We start from the raw sequence: 15,493 nt of genomic DNA on the forward strand, positions 1-15,493 counted from the left end.
GCCGGGTACGGGTCCCGGACAGCGGTACCGGTCGCGGCCGGAACCGCTCAGGGGCCAGGGAGGGGAACCTCGCCGAGTGCAGGCGTACGACGGGGAACTGGGCGAGGCGGTCGCGCGGGCCCAGACCGGGGACGAGGCGGCGTTCGCGGTGGCCTACCGGCTGGTGCAGCCGGGGCTGCTGGGTTATCTGCGCGGCATCGTCGGGGACGACGCGGAGGATGTCGCCTCGGACGCCTGGCTGGAGATCGCGCGTGACCTCGGCCGGTTCAAGGGCGACGGGGCCGGCTTCCGGGGCTGGACCGCGACGATCGCCCGGCACCGCGCCCTGGACCATCTGCGCCGCCAACGGGTCAGACCCCGGGGCACCGCGCTGGAGAACGACCTGCTGGACCTCCCCGGCACCCACAGCACCCACGACCAGGCCCTCGAAACCCTCTCCACCCAGCAGGCCCTCGCCCTGATCGCCCGGCTGCCGCGCGACCAGGCCGAGGCCGTACTGCTCCGGGTCGTCGTCGGTCTGGACGGCCCCGCCGCCGCCCGTGTCCTCGGCAAACGCCCCGGCGCCGTCCGTACCGCCACCCACCGGGGCCTGAAGCGGCTGGCCCAGCTCCTGCGCATCGAGGGTGTGACGGATGACGGCTCCCGGACGCTGGGGGAGTCGGGATGAACGGCAGCGACGGCAGCCGCCCCGGCCACGGTGGCAGCGGGCGGCTCGGCGACGGCGAAGGGCGCGACACACCGCCTTCGGGGGCGGAGACGGAGTCGGACATGGGTGAGCGACACGACACAGGGGCCGGGAACGCCCCCCGGACCACGAGCACCCCCACCTCCGCCGCCCCCCTCCTCGGCTCCCAGACCGTCGACGCCCTCCTCGCCAACGCCGTACGGGGCCGTCCCGAGGCCGGCGGCGAGGGCGAGGCCCGCGCCCTCGCCGCCTTCCGGACGGCCCGGGAACAGGGCGTACGCTCCGCACGCACCCGGCGCCGCGACGACTGGCGCCCCAACCCCCGCCGCCGCGTCCAGCTCTCCTTCCGCACCACCCTGGCCGTGGCCCTGTCCAGCCTCACCCTCGGCGGAGCCGCCTTCGCCGCGATCGGCACGGCGTCCCACCACGACGACGGGGGCGGACACGGCTACGGCTACGACCGGGGGGAGCGGGACGGGCGTACGGGCTCCTCGGACGGCGACCCCTACGGGCCCGGCACCACGGAGGACCGGGGCGCGCGGGGACGTCCGGGCGACCGCCCGGGGCGGAATCCGGACCCCGAGGCGGACTGCCGCGCCGACAGGACCGAGGACACCCAGAAGAAGAACGAGGAGCGGAAGAACGGCACGTCCTGCGACGGGGAGAGCGGCCAGGACCGTACGAAGACGCCGGGCGAGGCCGCTACGGAGACCCCGGAGAAGCCGGAGCAGCCCAGCGAGGCCACCGAGGCCCCACAGGACAAGGCGCGGCGGCCGGACGGAAACGGCGGGACGGCCGGGACCGCGGAACCGGAGAAGCAGAGCGGTCAGAGCGACCAGAACAGCCAGAACGACCAGGCGGGCCAGAGCGACCAGGGCGAGCAGAAGGCCAGGAAGTGAAGGCGGCGTCCACGGTGGAAGTCGGGGAACGATGTACCGCCGGCGAAAGAAGTAAGGCCGGCGTGCTCGCAAGACCCCCGTACTCGCAAGGCACCCGGCCGACTCCGCCGATGGCAACGGCCGGGGCCGCCACCCCCCACAGGAGAGGCCCCGGCCGTCGCGCGGCACGGACCGCGCGGCGGCCCGTACTACCTACAGCGCCGTACCCCCGATTTCTGTCACACCTCCCCGCATCACGAGTTAGTTGCATGTTCTACGGACATGGACGGGCAACGGTTTCAGGCCGTAACGTGCCATTCGCGCCGGATCGCGCGGCACGCGGAAGACCACCGCAACCACTGCGGTCCTCAGGCCGCAACCATCAATTGAGGAACCACGACGGCGAGAACCCGGTCCGCGAGAGCGGCGCCGGTTCAGGCGCAAAGAGGGCGAACCCGGTCCGCGAGAGCGGCGCCGGTTTAGGCGCAAGGGGCGACCGCGAGAGCGGCGCCGGTCTAGGCGCAAAGAGGGGCGCGCACGGGTGCTGGGGGACGACGCGGAGCTGACCGCCGCGGTGCTTGCGGCACAGGACGGGAACGAGACCGCGTTCCGGACTGTGTACCGCGCCGTGCACCCACGGCTGCTCGGGTACGTACGGACGCTGGTCGGCGATCCGGACGCGGAGGACGTCACCTCCGAGGCGTGGCTGCAGATAGCCCGCGATCTGGAGCGGTTCGAGGGGGACGCCGACCGGTTCCGCGGCTGGGCGGCGAGGATCGCCCGTAACCGTGCTCTCGATCACATACGGATGCGGGGGCGCCGTCCCGCGATCGGCGGCGACGAGACCGAGCTGACCGGGAAGCCGGCCGAGTCCGACACGGCGAGCGAGGCCATGGAGGCCCTCGCCACCAACCACACCCTGTCGCTCATAGCCCAGCTGCCCCAGGACCAGGCCGAGGCGGTGGTGCTGCGTGTCGTGGTCGGCCTCGACGCCAAGACCGCCGCCGAGACGCTCGGCAAGCGCGCCGGCGCGGTCCGTACGGCGGCGCACCGGGGTCTGAAGCGGCTCGCGGAACTGATCGGGGACAATCCGGAGGGGGCCGCGGCGGCCGATCCGGAATCCGGCGGGCCCCTCGACGCCGTACCCCCGCCGAGAGAACCGCGTACCCGTGCGGCCTCGTCCACGGGTGTGACGCATACGCGTTCGCGGACGCAGAAGGATGTGTGATGGCCGACGAGCAGTACAGGTGGCTGAGCCGCGACGCCGCGGAGCGGCTGCTGCGTGGTGAGCCGCTCGAAGCCGTCGACGCCGATGCCCGCGCCCAGGCCGACCGGCTCGCCGAGGCGCTCGCCGCACTGACCGCCGAAGCGACTCAGATGTCCCCGTCGCCGTCCGCGTCGCCTCTGTCCTCTCCCTCCTCTGCGCCCTCTCCCTCCTCTCCGTCGGATGTCGAACTCCCGGGCGAGGAAGCCGCGTTGGCCGCCTTCCGCTCGGCCCGCGCCGTTCGCTCGGCTGCTGCCGCGAACGGTGAGGCCGCTCGTACGGCGACGGGGGAGGACCCCGGGGCCGCGCCCGGCCACGGTGGTCGTACGGCGGCCTCGGGGGCCGTCGCCGATGCCGGACTCATCCGTCTGGGGAGGGTGGCGGTCGAGGCGCGGCGGGCCCGTTGGGGCCGCCGCCCGGTGCGTTTCGGGCTGGCCGCGGCGCTGACCGCCGGAATGCTGGGCGGGGTCGGTGCGGTGGTCGGAACGGGTGCGTTGAGCGCGTTCCGCGATGATGAACCGGAACCCTCCGTCTCCGTTCCCGCGGCCGAGAGCCCGGAGCGCCGGCTGGTGTCGCCGAGCCCGCCCGGTACGGATGAGGACGATGCCGAGCCGGAGGCGCAGGGCGAGCCGACGCCCCGGTCGTCGCGGGGTGTGTCGAAGGGCGACACCGGCGTGGGCCGGGGCTCGGGTGGCGCCACCGAGGACGAGAAGTCCGAGGACGACACCGATGAGGACAAGGGTGACGACCGCTCCCAGGAGTGGTGGAACCGGGTCTTCTCCTCCTGCCGTGATGTCCGTGACGGCAAGGGGCTCGACTCCGACCGCCGCCGTGGTCTGGAGGACGCGGCGGGCGGCAAGGGCGAGGAGTGGCTGAAGAAGTACTGCGACAGCCTTCTGTCGGGCGGGGGTGCGAACCCTCCGGGTGCGGGCACCGGCACCGGGTCGGACAAGGGTGCCGGAGGGGGCAAGGGGTCCGGCGACTCGGGGTCCGGTGCCGGTACCAAGACCCGTTCCGGCCTCGACCCCGATGATGACGACTCCGACCGTGCGGGTGACGACAACGGGAAGCGTCACGGCAAGGGCGGCAAGGGTAAGAGCGGCAAGGGCAGCGGCAAGGGCGGCAACGGCCACCGGAGCAATGGCGGAGCGCAGCCGGTCTGATTCCCGGGTCTCGTCTGCCGGCTCTTGTTCGTTGCGGGCTGCTGGCCGTATGTGGCTGGTCGCGCCCACGCGGCGGAAGCCGCAGATCAAACACAGCCCCGCGCCCCTGAAGGGGCGCTGCAGTCTGCCTCGTATGAGAGGGCTCCCCAATCCACCCCCTCTGACCTGCACTTTCCTTCCTCGTCGGAAAATCTTTCCGGCAGGGGTAACACTTTTGGCGGTCCGGGCGCAGTAATGAGTGAGCCGACTGGTCATCGGCCGTCGCACTGAGCCGGGGTTCCCCCCGTACCTACGGCTCGTGCACCTGGCGCGGGCGGGACACGTTCCCCCGGTCCCGCCCGCGCCCCATAACCCCCTCCTCTCGCCGTCACCAGTGGACGACGACCTTGTCCCCGTTCCGCACCTGCGCGAAGAGGTTCGCGATCGCCGCCTCGTCGCGGACGTTGACGCAGCCGTGGGACGCCCCGTAGTAGCCCCGGGCCGCGAAGTCGGAGGAGTAGTGGACGGCCTGGCCGCCGCTGAAGAACATCGCGTACGGCATGGCGGTGTCGTAGAGGGTCGACCAGTGGTGGCGGGACTTGAAGTACACGCTGAAGACCCCGTCCCGGGTGGGTGTGGAGTCCGAGCCGAAGCGGACCTCGACCTTCGACAGGGTCTGCCCGTTCACCATCCAGCGCATCGTGCGGCTCGTCTTGCTGATGCAGAGCACCCGGCCGCTCATGCACCGGGGGTCCGGTGCGGCGGCCGGCTGACCGCCGTACGCGTACAGGTCCCACTTGCCCGGCTCGTGCGTCATGTTGACCAGTCGCCGCCAGGTCTCGCTGTCGGTCCTGCCGGTCTGCGGCAGCCCCCGTTTGCCCTGGAACCCCTTGACCGCCCGTACGGTCAGATCGTCGTACGTCCCCGTGGGCCCGACGTACAGCCAGGCGACCTGCCGCAGGCGCGCCTGCAACTCCCGTACCTCCAGCCCCTCGTCGCCGAGTGACCACAGGACCTTGGGCGTGGGGGTGGGTGTTGGGGTGGGGGTGTGGACGGGAGGTGCGGCGGGGGGCGTCGTGGGCGGGGCCGTCGGTGTGCGGCCGTCGTCGCTCTTGTCGGTGCCCGTTCCGCCGAGCCCGTCGTCGGTGTCCTGCTTCGGGACGCCGCCGTCGGGGGTGGTGGGCGTGGCCGTCGCGTCGACGCGTACGGGCTGTCGCTGGCCGGTCCGTACATCGACCGGCTGGCCGGTACAGCCGCCGACCACGACGAGTGCCGCGAGCGCGACCGCCGATCTCCGTATGTCCTTGGCGCGCATTCGGCCCCCCCGTCGTCTCACACGTCTCACGCCGCACCGCGTCGTGCCCCGAGGTGCGACGGTGGTGTCCGGTTGTCGGTTCCCGCCGATCTCACTCCGGAGAGGTTTCCCGGGTGTGACCGTTCGCGAACCAGGGGGCATGGTGGTGAGCGAGGTCCCAGTGCGAGGCCCCGGTGAGATCCCGGTGCGAGGAAGCGACGCGGAGGCGAGACCATGACGCGTGAGTCGGAGTCCGGACTGCCCATCGAGCCGGTGTACGGGCCGGAGGTCATGGAGGGCTGGGACCCGGCGGAACGGCTGGGCGAGCCGGGGGCGTACCCGTTCACCCGTGGCGTCTACCCCTCCATGTACACCGGCCGCCCCTGGACGATGCGCCAGTACGCCGGCTTCGGCACGGCGACGGAGTCCAACGCCCGCTACCGGCAGCTGATCGCCCACGGCACGACCGGACTGTCGGTCGCCTTCGACCTGCCGACCCAGATGGGCCACGACTCCGACGCCCCGCTCGCCCACGGCGAGGTCGGCAAGGTGGGCGTGGCGATCGACTCGATCGACGACATGCGGGTGCTGTTCGACGGCATCCCGCTGGACCAGGTCTCGACCTCGATGACGATCAACGCCCCGGCCGCGCTGCTGCTGCTCCTCTACCAACTGGTCGCGGAGGAACAGGGGGTGAGCGCCGACCGGCTGACCGGCACGATCCAGAACGACATCCTGAAGGAGTACATCGCGCGGGGGACGTACATCTTCCCGCCCAAGCCCTCACTCCGACTCGTCGCAGACATCTTCAAGTACTGCCGTACCGAGATCCCCAGATGGAACACCATCTCGATCTCCGGCTACCACATGGCGGAGGCGGGTGCCTCACCCGCGCAGGAGATCGCCTTCACCCTCGCGGACGGCATCGAGTACGTCCGTACGGCGGCGGCGGCGGGCATGGACGTCGACGACTTCGCCCCCCGGCTGTCCTTCTTCTTCGTGGCCCGTACGACGCTGCTGGAGGAGGTCGCGAAGTTCCGCGCGGCCAGGCGGATCTGGGCGCGGGTGATGCGGGAGGAGTTCGGGGCGCGGAACCCCAAGTCGCTGATGCTGCGCTTCCACACCCAGACGGCCGGGGTCCAGCTGACGGCCCAGCAGCCCGAGGTGAACCTGGTCCGGGTCGCGATCCAAGGCCTGGCGGCCGTGCTCGGCGGCACCCAGTCCCTGCACACCAACTCCTTCGACGAGGCGATCGCCCTCCCGACGGACAAGTCGGCCCGGCTGGCCCTCCGTACGCAGCAGGTCCTCGCCCACGAGACGGATGTGACGGCGACGGTCGACCCCTTCGCGGGCTCGTACGCCGTCGAGCGGATGACGGACGACGTGGAGGCGGCGGCGCTGGAGCTGATGCGCAAGGTCGAGGAACTGGGCGGGGCGGTCGCCGCCATCGAGCACGGCTTCCAGAAGAGCGAGATCGAACACAGTGCCTACCGCATCGCCCAGGAGACGGACTCCGGCGAGCGGGTGGTGGTCGGCGTCAACCGCTTCCGACTGGACGAGGAGGAACCGTACGAGCCGCTGCGCGTGGACCCCGCGATCGAGGCCCGGCAGGCGGCCCGGCTGGCGAGGCTGCGCACGGAACGGGACCGGTCCGCGGTTGACTCGGCCCTGGCCGCGCTGAAGAAGGCGGCCGAGGGCGAGGACAACGTGCTGTACCCGATGAAGGAGGCGCTGCGCGCCCGCGCGACGGTGGGCGAGGTGTGCAATGCACTGCGCGAGGTTTGGGGGACCCATGTGCCGTCGGATGCCTTCTGAGCTGGGCTGTTAACCGTATGGGTGATCATGGGCGGAAGCCGCCCGTCCCCGGTTACTCTCGTCGGAGAGTGGGCCCCGAAAAGGAGGACGCCATGGCCGTACCGCAGCAGGAGCTGACCCTGGGCGAGGCTGCCGACCAGCTTGCCCGTGCACTGCCTGGCCACCGCGTGGAGATTCTCCAGGGGAGGCTCACTGTGACACCGCCGCCGGATGGTTCGCACGCTCTGGCACTGACGAAATTGGGCAGGGCTTTCGATCGCGCGGGGCTTGTAGAAGCGGGGTACGAGTATGTCCAGGGCATCGGTCTCTGGCTGCCCACGCTGCCCGAGGACTTCGCGATCCCCGATTTTTCCGTGGTCGACCCCGACTTCCGCGACGCGCACGTCACGAAGAACTACTACGCACCCAATGTCTTCCGCATGGTCGTGGAGGTGACGTCCTCGAACTGGTCCGACGACCTCGGGCCCAAGGTCGAGTGCTACGCCCAGGCCGGCGTCCCCGTCTACCTCGTCGCCGACCGCAAACACGACGAGGTCCTGCTCTTTCAGGAACCGAGGGACGGCAAGTACCCCGACCCGACCCGCTTCAAGCGAGGCCAGAGCGTGCCGATCCCGAAATCGGTCGGCGTCGGCCCGGAGGTCTCCGTGGACACCCTCCTCGACGGCTGAGCCGCTGGCGGGCGCCCTGTTACTGGGTTACTGGGCTTCGCCGCGTAGGCGGTCAAGCTGTCGCCGGTGAGCGCGTGATGAGGCCGACTCCCTTCGCGTACTCGGTGAGGCCGTCCGCTGTGGCGCCCGCCCAGCCGATGTAGCCGTCGGGGCGGATGAGGAAGACGCCGGGGCCGTAGGCCTCGTAGGGCGGGATGTGGACCGTGGGTATGCCGGCGAGCCGCGGCAGGGGTGGGGCGTCCGGCCCGACCGTCAGCAGCGTCCAGTGCGGGCCCCGGAACGCGTCGAAGAGGTGTACGCCGCCCCGGTGGCCGTCGGGGGCGCGGTCCCCCGCGTGGAGGGCGTCCGGGGGGAGGGCCGCGCGGGTCTCGGCGGAGAGGGAGGCTTCTCGGTAGCCCAGGTCCAGTTGCTGGGTGGCCCGGCCTCGGCGTTGCTCGCCCCGGTGGACCCGGGTGGACAGGCCGAGCATGGCGGCGGCCACGGGGCGGCGTTCCTCCTCGTAGGTGTCCAGCAGGGTCGGGTCCGCGTCGCCGTGGAGTACCGCGCCCAGCTTCCAGCCCAGGTTGTAGGCGTCCTGCACGCTGGTGTTGAGGCCCTGGCCCCCGGCGGGCGAGTGCACATGCGCCGCGTCCCCGGCCAGGAACACGCGCCCCTCCCGGAAACGGTCCGCCAACGCCATCCGGGGCCGGAAGTCCGAGGCCCAGCGCACCTCGGTCACGTCGTCGGCGGCGAGGTGGGAGCGGGCCGCGACGACCTCCCGGACGCCGTCCAGGGACAGGTCCACGACGGTGTCGGGCCCCGGGAAGTGGGCGGCGAGCTGAAAGTCCTCGGTACCGGGAAGCGGACAGATGGCCATGAATCCACCGAACCCGGCCGGGCTCTTGGGGGTGGCCCGCGCATCCTGTGCCGCTTCTGCGGCCGCAACGCTTGCCGGCGCTTGCCCCGGCCGGCCGCCGGCGCCGTTCGCGGATTCTGCCGGTGCGCCGCCGGCGCCGTTCGTCGGCTCTGCCGGTCCGCTGGCCGCGCCGTTCGTCGGCTCCGCCGAACCGCCGACTGTGCCGTCAGTCCGGCCTGCCGTGCCTGCTGTGCCTGCCGTGCCTGCCGGGCCTGTCGGCCCGTCGTCCGGGCCGTTTGCTGGGGCTCGCGCCGGGCTGACGGCCGCCGCCCCCTCGGCCGGCCTTCCCGGCAGGGCTTCAGCGGGCGGGAACATATGCCAGTTGTCGCGGTCCAGTGCCGGGATGCGTACGTCGGCGATCAGGGTGGGGCTCGGGTCCAGGGTTTCGCCCGTCATGGGGATGCCGAGGAGGCGGCGGGTCGTGGAGCGGCCTCCGTCGGCGGCGACCGCGTAGCGGGCGCGGATGTCGGGCCCGGTCGCGAAGGCCGCCGTCACTCCGTCGGGGTCCTGGGTGAGGCCGGTCAGTTCGCGGTTGAAGGAGACATCTCCGCCGAGTGCGCGCAGTCGCGTCAGCAGGATCTCCTGGGTGCGCCACTGGGGGATCAGCCACGGTCCCTGATACGGCTCCGCCTCCGTCGGCTCCGTCTCGTCGAACATCCGGCGCTCACCCTGACGGCGGCCTCCGGCCCAGACCATCCCGACCGGGGCCGGGCCGCCGTGGGCGCGGATCTCGTCCCGTACGCCGAGGTCGTCCAGGACCTCCAGACTGCGGGGCTGGAGGCCCTTGCCGCGTGAGCCCGGGAACAGACCGGTCGCCCGTTCGACGACCAGGGCCGGTATGCCGCGCCGGGCCAGATCGACGGCCAGCGCGAGGCCGGTGGGGCCGGCGCCCACGATCAGTACGTCGGTGGTGTGCGGGGTCCTGGGTGGAGTGCCGTGTGGGGTGCTGTGCATGTCGTGCGCTCCTTAACGTCGTTAAGTTGGCCTCGCTCACGAGAATGCGCTTAACGCCGTTAAACTGTCAACGTGGTTTCCCGGAACTCCCCCAAACTGGACAAGAAGCTGGTCGCCGAGACCGCCCTGCGGCTGCTCAACGAGGTCGGGCTGGAGGGCCTGAGTCTGCGTGTGATCGCCAAGGAGCTGGGGGTTCAGGCGCCGGCCCTCTACTGGCACTTCAAGAACAAGCAGGAACTGCTCGACGAGATGGCCACCGAGATGATCCGGCGCATGGCGGTGGACTGGGCGCGGGGCCCTGCCGGGCGGGACGGCGACGGGGAGTACGACTGGCGGGAGGCATTCCGGGAGCGGATGCGGGGGTTGCGGGCGCATCTGCTGCGGTACCGGGACGGGGCGAAGGTGTACAGCGGTACGCACTTCACGGATCTGTCGTACGCGGAGCCGATGGAGGCGAATCTGCGCTTGCTGACGGCCGCCGGGTTCAGTGCGGCGGGGGCGGCGCGGGCCTGGTTCACGGCGTACAGCTACACGATCGGGTATGTGATCGAGGAGCAGGCGATGGGCGGCGGTGCCGCCGGCGCGGGGGGCGAAGGGGGGTACGACCTGGATGCGCGGGCGGAGAGGCTCGCGGCGTTTCCGCTGGCCGCGGAGGCTGGGCGGGAGATGTTCCAGGATCGGGAGCGGGGGTTCGAGGCGGGGTTGGAGGCGGTGTTGGCGGGGATCGAGGTGACCCTGCGGAGGGGTGAGGGCGGGTGAGAGCTCGGGTGGTTGCGGTTGGTCTGCGGCTGCGGGTCGTTCGTGGCTGGTCGCGCCCACGCGGCGGAGCCGCACATTGATACAGCCTCGCGCCCCTTTGCGGGCTGCGCCCCGCAATTCGGGCTGCGCCCCGTATTTCGGGCTGCGCCCGCCCCCCGGCGCCGTAGTCGGCGGCGGGTTGTGTGTGGCTGGTCGCGCCCACGCGGCGGAGCCGCACATTGATACAGCCCCGCGCCCCTTTGGCGGGCTGCGCCCGCCCCCGCCACCGCCCCCACGACGGCCTGTGCCCCTCCCGCTCGGGAGGGGCACAGGGCAGGCGGTCTGCTGGGTCAGCTGGTCTTTGCTCGCTTGTTCGCCTTTGCCTTCACGATCGCCCTTGTGACCACCGGCGGGAGGAGGTCCACTGCCAGGCGGCGGGCCGCGCTCCTCGGGGGTTTCGCGGGGCGGGGCTGGGGCTTGGGCTTGGGGGCCACCGGTTCCGGGGGCGGGGTCGGCTTCGGGGCGGGCTCCGGCTTCGGTTCCGGTGGGGTCCAGTGGCGGGACTTCGGGAACTCCGGTGCCTTCATGCCCTTGGACTTGAGGCGGATGATGCGGTGGCCGGCCGCCTGCTGGTTGCTGACGTGGCAGTCGTCCCGCTGCTCGATCATCTCCAGGAGGGCGTCCTGGATCGGCTCCGCGTCGCCCCACGTGCCGTACAGCTTCTGCGTGCTGATGCAGATCGGGTTGAGGCCCCGGTTGAGGACCGCCTCCCACGTGGCGATCGAGACGCCCGGCGTGTGCTCCGAGCGGAAGTCGTCCAGGACGACCAGTCCGCCGGGGAGCAGCGCGTCGTTGGCGGCGGTGATGTCGCCGTACACATGCTCGTACAGGTGCGAGGCGTCGATGTGCACGAAGCGGCAGGAGCGCGGCTTGACCTCGTCGGGGACGATCGAGCTGGGGCCCTGGAGGACCCGGGGCAACTCGTCGTGGAACGAGAGGTAGTTCGACTCGAACGCCTGCCGTGTCAGCGTGCTCCGGTACGACTTGGTCGCCTCCGCCTGATTGGCGTCGTCCGGCGCGTCGCTCTCGAAGAGGTCGCAGACCGTGTAGGCCTCGCCCTCCTGGAGATGCCGGCCGAGGAAGATGGCGCTCTTGCCCATGTACACGCCGACTTCCAGCAGGTCGCCTCTCTCGCCCGCGGCTTCCTGGCGGTTCAGGAACCAGTCGAAGAGGAGTTGGTCGAGCACCGGGAACCACCCGGGGACGTCATCGAGCTCACGGGGTAGCCGGATCGTGCCTTGCTCAGAGGTCATGAGGAAAGAAGACTCTCTTGGATCGACGAGGCGAAAGGCGAACGGGCCTGGAACCTATGAGACGGCTATGGCCCGGTCAAGGATGTTGCCGAGCCTGTCCTGAACCGGACCCTCAAATCCTGGGAACAGATGAACAGTTGGTTAATTTGTTACCGAGTGCTGACGCTCCGGCCGCGGCTCGCGGCGCCCCTCCAGCGATCTGCGCAGGATGGGCCCCAAGGGGCGTTCCACCCCGTGGTGCAGCGCCCACGCGAGCATCAGCATCAGTGTCACCGTCAGCGCGACGGTGACGGACGAGGAAAGGCCCAGGCCCTGGTGCAGTGCCTCGACCACCGGCCAGCCCAGATGCTCGTGGACCAGGTAGAAGGGGTACGTGAGGGCACCGGCCGTCGTCAGCCAGCGCCAGTTCACCCGGTCCAGCCAGCCCAGCGCCACCGCGCCGACCGCCACGAATCCGACGGTGACCGCGAGGACGATGGCCGACTCGGGGCGGTACGAGAAGAACGCCGCGTTCGGGGCGTGCCAGATCTCCCGGACCGTGTAGTACTGGCTCAGCAGCAGACTGAACGCCACGATCAGCCAGGCGGCGGTGTCCCGGCGGTCGCGATGTACCAGGTAGAGGCCCATACCGCCGATGAACAGCGACGCGTACTGAGGCATCAGCACCAGCTGGAGCAGCGGCTCCTTCGACGCCTGCGCCAGGGCCGCCGCGAGGGTCCAGCCGCCGCAGAACCAGATCACCCGTCTACGGGTGACCCCGGGCACGACCACGCACAGCGCGAACAGCAGATAGAAGCGGACCTCCGCCCACAGCGTCCAGCAGACACCGAGCACCCGGTCCGCGCCCAACGGCATCTGCAACATGGTCAGATTGACCAGGAACTCGCTCGGCGAGACCGCCGCGAACGCGATCCCCGGAAACGCGAAGACGGCGGCGACCAGAATCACCGCCGCCCAGTAAGCCGGCAACAACCGCGCCGCGCGAGAGGCGAGGAAGGACTGGAGGGAACGCCCCCAGCCGCTGGCACAGATCACAAACCCGCTGATGACGAAGAAGGCTTGTACCCCGGCCCACCCGTACGCGAACCAGCTGTGGGCGGTGGGGAACTGGACGGAGGGCGAAGCTCCCCAGGCCCGCCCGATCTCCCCGTCGCGCCCTCCGTAGTGGTAGGCCGCGACGGAGAGCGCCGCGAGCAGCCGCAGCCCGTCGAGTGCGTATAGCCGCCGCCCGGGTGGAGCGCCCCTAAAGGGGCGCGGGGCTGTGTCATGTGCGGCTCCGCCCCGTGGGAGCGACCAGCCACGACGGCGCCGCAGCCAAGATTCCGACCTGTCAACGTTTTCCGGCGAAAGGGTCGAACTCTGATAAGTCACCCGGGGCTCACCCCAAGGTCGCCCGCTTGATGGACCGTGCCCGACGGGCAACTCTTCGCACCGTGGCATTGCGCGGAATGAACGCGAGCTGCACCGGAATCCCACCGGGCAACCCCAGCGAAGTCAGCCGGCGCCGCTTGAAGTACCGCAGCGTATGGGTGCTGAGGTTCTTCGTGAGGTACGCCTCGGTCTCCCCACGCAGCGACGGGTAGATCTTGGCCTGCATCGCGAATCCCACGGCCCGCACGAGGCGGTTGAGGTCGGCGACACTCATTCCCGGCTTCTGCGAGGCGACCGCCTTCTTGTCGCTCAGCTCCGGCAGCAGCGCGTCCACGACGGTGACGGGCACCCGGTTGCTGTTCTCGTACGGCGCCAGCCGCTCCAGCAGGGTGCCGGTGCCGACGCGGGCGACGGGGAGGCCGTAGAGCGCGGAGGCGGTGAGCAGGGCCGTGGAGAAGCAGCCGACCACGAGGGCGGGACGCATCCGCTGGTAGAGGACCTCGGCGAGGACCGGGGTGTCGAGGACCGTCAGCTCGGCGCCGAGCCGCTCCGCCTCCTTCTCCAGGTCCCTCGACCAGCGGGCGGGGGCGCTGGGGTGCGGCTTGAACACCACCCGGGTGTGACCGAGGGCGACGGCGCCCTTCAGCATCCGTACATGGAGGTCCTCCTCCTCCTCGGCGGTGAGGATGTTGAGGGCGGAGAGGTACTGGCCGAGCAGGAGGGCGGGCTCCTCAATGGAGGGGAGCGAGTCGCCGGTGTCGATCAGTTCCGCGAGGACCTTCACGAAGGCGTCCGTGGGGACGATCTCCGCCTCGACGCCGAACTCGGTGAGGAGCAGGGGCTTCAGGCCCGGGACCAGGTCCAGGTGCAACAACCGGTCGATACGGGTGCCGACCAGCGGGTCGATCTTGTTGCGGGTGGGGCCGTAGCTCATCAGACCGTCGGCGTAGACGGTGACGGGGGCGCCGGTGAAGATCTGGGTGAAGCCGAGCGCCGGGTGGACCTGGATGGACTCCACGGCCAGTTCCACGTCGTCGTCGCCGAGGTTCCACAGCAGACGCAGATACCGCTCCCAGAGGACCACGTCGTCCTGGCGGGGGGACCAGCCGCCGGGGTGGAACGGGCTGATCGTCTCGTTCCAGGAGATCACGTCGTCGAAGCGGGAGCGCAGCCGCTCGAAGCCGGGCATCTCGTCCAGACCGGTGGCCGTCTCCGGGGTCGCCGCGTTGTTGGAGATCAGCAGGATGCGGCGGGAGGCGGGGCGGAAGCACTCGGTGTCCAGCGCGGCGGCCAGGGTGGCCGTGCCGTACAGCGTGGACGCCATGAAGATCTGCGTGGTCACGCGGCGGCTCCCGTCGTGGCGACCCGGCGGCGGAGCCGGCGCAGCCGGGTGGCGCGCTGGACGTCCATGGAGTCGAGGGCCTCGTCGAGCACGTCCTGCGGCATCCGCCGCAGCGCCTGCGCGCTCATCGACTTCAGTTTCCGTGCCACCGCTGGTTCGAACCTTTCGATGGAGCCCAAATGGTGGGAAATAATCGCGCAATATGTACGTACGGCCTTGGGGAGCAGTTTGTCCGCATCCCGGTCCGCCGCGGTTTCGGCGATGACCTGGTCGAAGGCCCGGATGAAGTCGAGTTGCCGGACGTCGCCGATCTGGGTCAGCGACGACGCCACACCGCGCCGGTAGAAGACACCCAGCAGGTTCACCGTCGCGAAGGACTCGGCTTCGCGGTGCAACTTCCAGATCCAGGGCCGGTCCTCCGCCGTGCGCAGCCCGTGTGTGAAATGCAGCACACCTTTGTCGACCAATCGGCGGTGGTAGATACCGGCCCACGCGAAGGCGTAGTCGACGGAAGTGGAACGGTCGGCGGGCAGAATCGCGTCGCGCGGGTCCATCACCACGTTCCGCCGGCCATTGGGGACCCGGTGCACGGAGCGTGACCGCCCTGTGCACTGGACGTGGTCGGTGCGGAGAAAATCACAGCCCAGTTTCTCCATGGCGCCGACGAGCTGCTGGTAGTAGCCGGGGGCGAGCCAGTCGTCCCCGTCGAGGAACGTCAGGTACTCGCCGCGGGCCTTGTCGATACCGGTGTTGCGGGCGGTCGCCAGCCCGCCGTTCTGCTCGTGTCTGACGTACACCGCCCCTGGTAGCTCGCGCTCCGCGCGCGCGAGGATATCCGGTGTCTCATCGCGGGAACAGTCGTCGACGAGAATGAACTCGAAGTCCTCGCGCGCGTTGGCGCTGAGGCTCTTCAGAGTGTCGGGCGCGTATTGCTGCACGTTGTAGAACGGCACGATGACGGAGAGCTTGACCACACCGGTCAGGTTAGGCTGTCGTCCGGCATTCAGCTTGACCGCCCTCTTGATGTTACGTGAACGACACGTGGCGGTCCTGTAAACCGGGGGGTTTTTCGTGCCGTTCGTGACCTGATTCGCCATTCGGCGATGTGGTGTTAACCCTTTGTTGCCTTCAGGT

The 15,493-nt window shown here is 70.5% G+C and carries 13 protein-coding genes; 7 read left to right on the forward strand and 6 right to left on the reverse strand.

The window, feature by feature from the left end; all coding sequences use genetic code 11:
- Positions 1-76: 76 nt before the first annotated feature.
- The 4 genes from ACWD4G_RS25900 (at position 77) to ACWD4G_RS25915 (ending at position 3,990) form a co-directional block, all read left to right on the forward strand.
- Positions 77-667 (forward strand): RNA polymerase sigma factor, encoded by a 591-nt coding sequence (locus tag ACWD4G_RS25900; protein ID WP_451297296.1) that lies wholly within the window; start codon positions 77-79, stop codon positions 665-667.
- Positions 664-1,584 carry a hypothetical protein gene (locus ACWD4G_RS25905; protein WP_451297298.1) on the forward strand — a complete coding sequence of 307 codons (921 nt, stop codon included), beginning with the start codon at positions 664-666 and terminating at the stop codon, positions 1,582-1,584. The genes ACWD4G_RS25900 and ACWD4G_RS25905 overlap by 4 nt, the downstream gene beginning before the upstream one ends.
- 520 nt (positions 1,585-2,104) lie before the next feature.
- On the forward strand, positions 2,105-2,791 hold the full coding sequence (locus ACWD4G_RS25910; RefSeq protein ID WP_451297300.1) for an RNA polymerase sigma factor: 687 nt from the start codon (positions 2,105-2,107) through the stop codon (positions 2,789-2,791).
- Entirely contained in the window at positions 2,791-3,990 is a 1,200-nt protein-coding gene (locus ACWD4G_RS25915; RefSeq protein ID WP_451297302.1) for a hypothetical protein, read from the forward strand. The genes ACWD4G_RS25910 and ACWD4G_RS25915 overlap by 1 nt, the downstream gene beginning before the upstream one ends.
- Before the next feature lie 367 nt (positions 3,991-4,357).
- Here ACWD4G_RS25915 and ACWD4G_RS25920 read toward each other — a convergent pair whose 3' ends face one another.
- The gene (locus ACWD4G_RS25920; RefSeq protein WP_451297304.1) at positions 4,358-5,284 is read right to left on the reverse strand and encodes a L,D-transpeptidase family protein; all 927 of its coding nucleotides are present in this window, start codon (positions 5,282-5,284) and stop codon (positions 4,358-4,360) included.
- 213 nt (positions 5,285-5,497) lie between these two features.
- On the opposite strand from ACWD4G_RS25920, the gene ACWD4G_RS25925 reads away from it, so the two are divergent.
- Both ACWD4G_RS25925 and ACWD4G_RS25930 read left to right on the forward strand, forming a co-directional pair.
- Entirely contained in the window at positions 5,498-7,078 is a 1,581-nt protein-coding gene (locus ACWD4G_RS25925) for an acyl-CoA mutase large subunit family protein (RefSeq protein ID WP_451297306.1), read from the forward strand.
- A gap of 92 nt (positions 7,079-7,170) precedes the next feature.
- Positions 7,171-7,746, forward strand: coding sequence for a Uma2 family endonuclease (locus ACWD4G_RS25930; RefSeq protein ID WP_451297308.1), 576 nt, complete (start codon positions 7,171-7,173; stop codon positions 7,744-7,746).
- Positions 7,747-7,798: 52 nt separating this feature from the next.
- On the opposite strand, the gene ACWD4G_RS25935 is transcribed toward ACWD4G_RS25930, so the two are convergent.
- Positions 7,799-9,595, reverse strand: a complete 1,797-nt coding sequence (locus ACWD4G_RS25935; RefSeq protein ID WP_451297310.1) for an FAD-dependent monooxygenase — start codon at positions 9,593-9,595, stop codon at positions 7,799-7,801.
- A gap of 72 nt (positions 9,596-9,667) precedes the next feature.
- Here ACWD4G_RS25935 and ACWD4G_RS25940 point away from each other — a divergent pair, with 72 nt between their 5' ends.
- Positions 9,668-10,354 (forward strand): TetR/AcrR family transcriptional regulator C-terminal domain-containing protein, encoded by a 687-nt coding sequence (locus ACWD4G_RS25940; RefSeq protein WP_451297312.1) that lies wholly within the window; start codon positions 9,668-9,670, stop codon positions 10,352-10,354.
- 329 nt (positions 10,355-10,683) lie between these two features.
- Here ACWD4G_RS25940 and ACWD4G_RS25945 read toward each other — a convergent pair whose 3' ends face one another.
- The 4 genes from ACWD4G_RS25945 to ACWD4G_RS25960 form a co-directional block, all read right to left on the reverse strand.
- Complete coding sequence (locus ACWD4G_RS25945; protein WP_451297314.1) at positions 10,684-11,646, reverse strand: class I SAM-dependent methyltransferase; 963 nt, start codon at positions 11,644-11,646, stop codon at positions 10,684-10,686.
- A gap of 141 nt (positions 11,647-11,787) precedes the next feature.
- Positions 11,788-12,960 (reverse strand): acyltransferase family protein, encoded by a 1,173-nt coding sequence (locus ACWD4G_RS25950; RefSeq protein WP_451297416.1) that lies wholly within the window; start codon positions 12,958-12,960, stop codon positions 11,788-11,790.
- Between the two features lie 64 nt (positions 12,961-13,024).
- Positions 13,025-14,359, reverse strand: coding sequence for an alpha-2,8-polysialyltransferase family protein (locus ACWD4G_RS25955; protein ID WP_451297316.1), 1,335 nt, complete (start codon positions 14,357-14,359; stop codon positions 13,025-13,027).
- A complete protein-coding gene (locus tag ACWD4G_RS25960; protein ID WP_451297418.1) occupies positions 14,356-15,333 on the reverse strand; it encodes a glycosyltransferase family 2 protein in 978 nt (325 codons plus the stop codon). The genes ACWD4G_RS25955 and ACWD4G_RS25960 overlap by 4 nt, the downstream gene beginning before the upstream one ends.
- Positions 15,334-15,493 lie beyond the last annotated feature (160 nt).

It is taken from the genome of Streptomyces sp. NPDC002643 (assembly GCF_053592555.1).

Bases quoted from the DNA above. Each gene is read 5' to 3' on its own strand.
- ACWD4G_RS25945 (WP_451297314.1), bottom strand. From the start codon at position 11,646: ATGACCTCTGAGCAAGGCACGATCCGGCTACCCCGTGAGCTCGATGAC.
- ACWD4G_RS25925 (WP_451297306.1), top strand. From the start codon at position 5,498: ATGACGCGTGAGTCGGAGTCCGGACTGCCCATCGAGCCGGTGTACGGG.
- ACWD4G_RS25915 (WP_451297302.1), top strand. From the start codon at position 2,791: ATGGCCGACGAGCAGTACAGGTGGCTGAGCCGCGACGCCGCGGAGCGG.
- ACWD4G_RS25935 (WP_451297310.1), bottom strand. From the start codon at position 9,595: ATGCACAGCACCCCACACGGCACTCCACCCAGGACCCCGCACACCACC.
- ACWD4G_RS25920 (WP_451297304.1), bottom strand. From the start codon at position 5,284: ATGCGCGCCAAGGACATACGGAGATCGGCGGTCGCGCTCGCGGCACTC.
- ACWD4G_RS25905 (WP_451297298.1), top strand. From the start codon at position 664: ATGAACGGCAGCGACGGCAGCCGCCCCGGCCACGGTGGCAGCGGGCGG.
- ACWD4G_RS25930 (WP_451297308.1), top strand. From the start codon at position 7,171: ATGGCCGTACCGCAGCAGGAGCTGACCCTGGGCGAGGCTGCCGACCAG.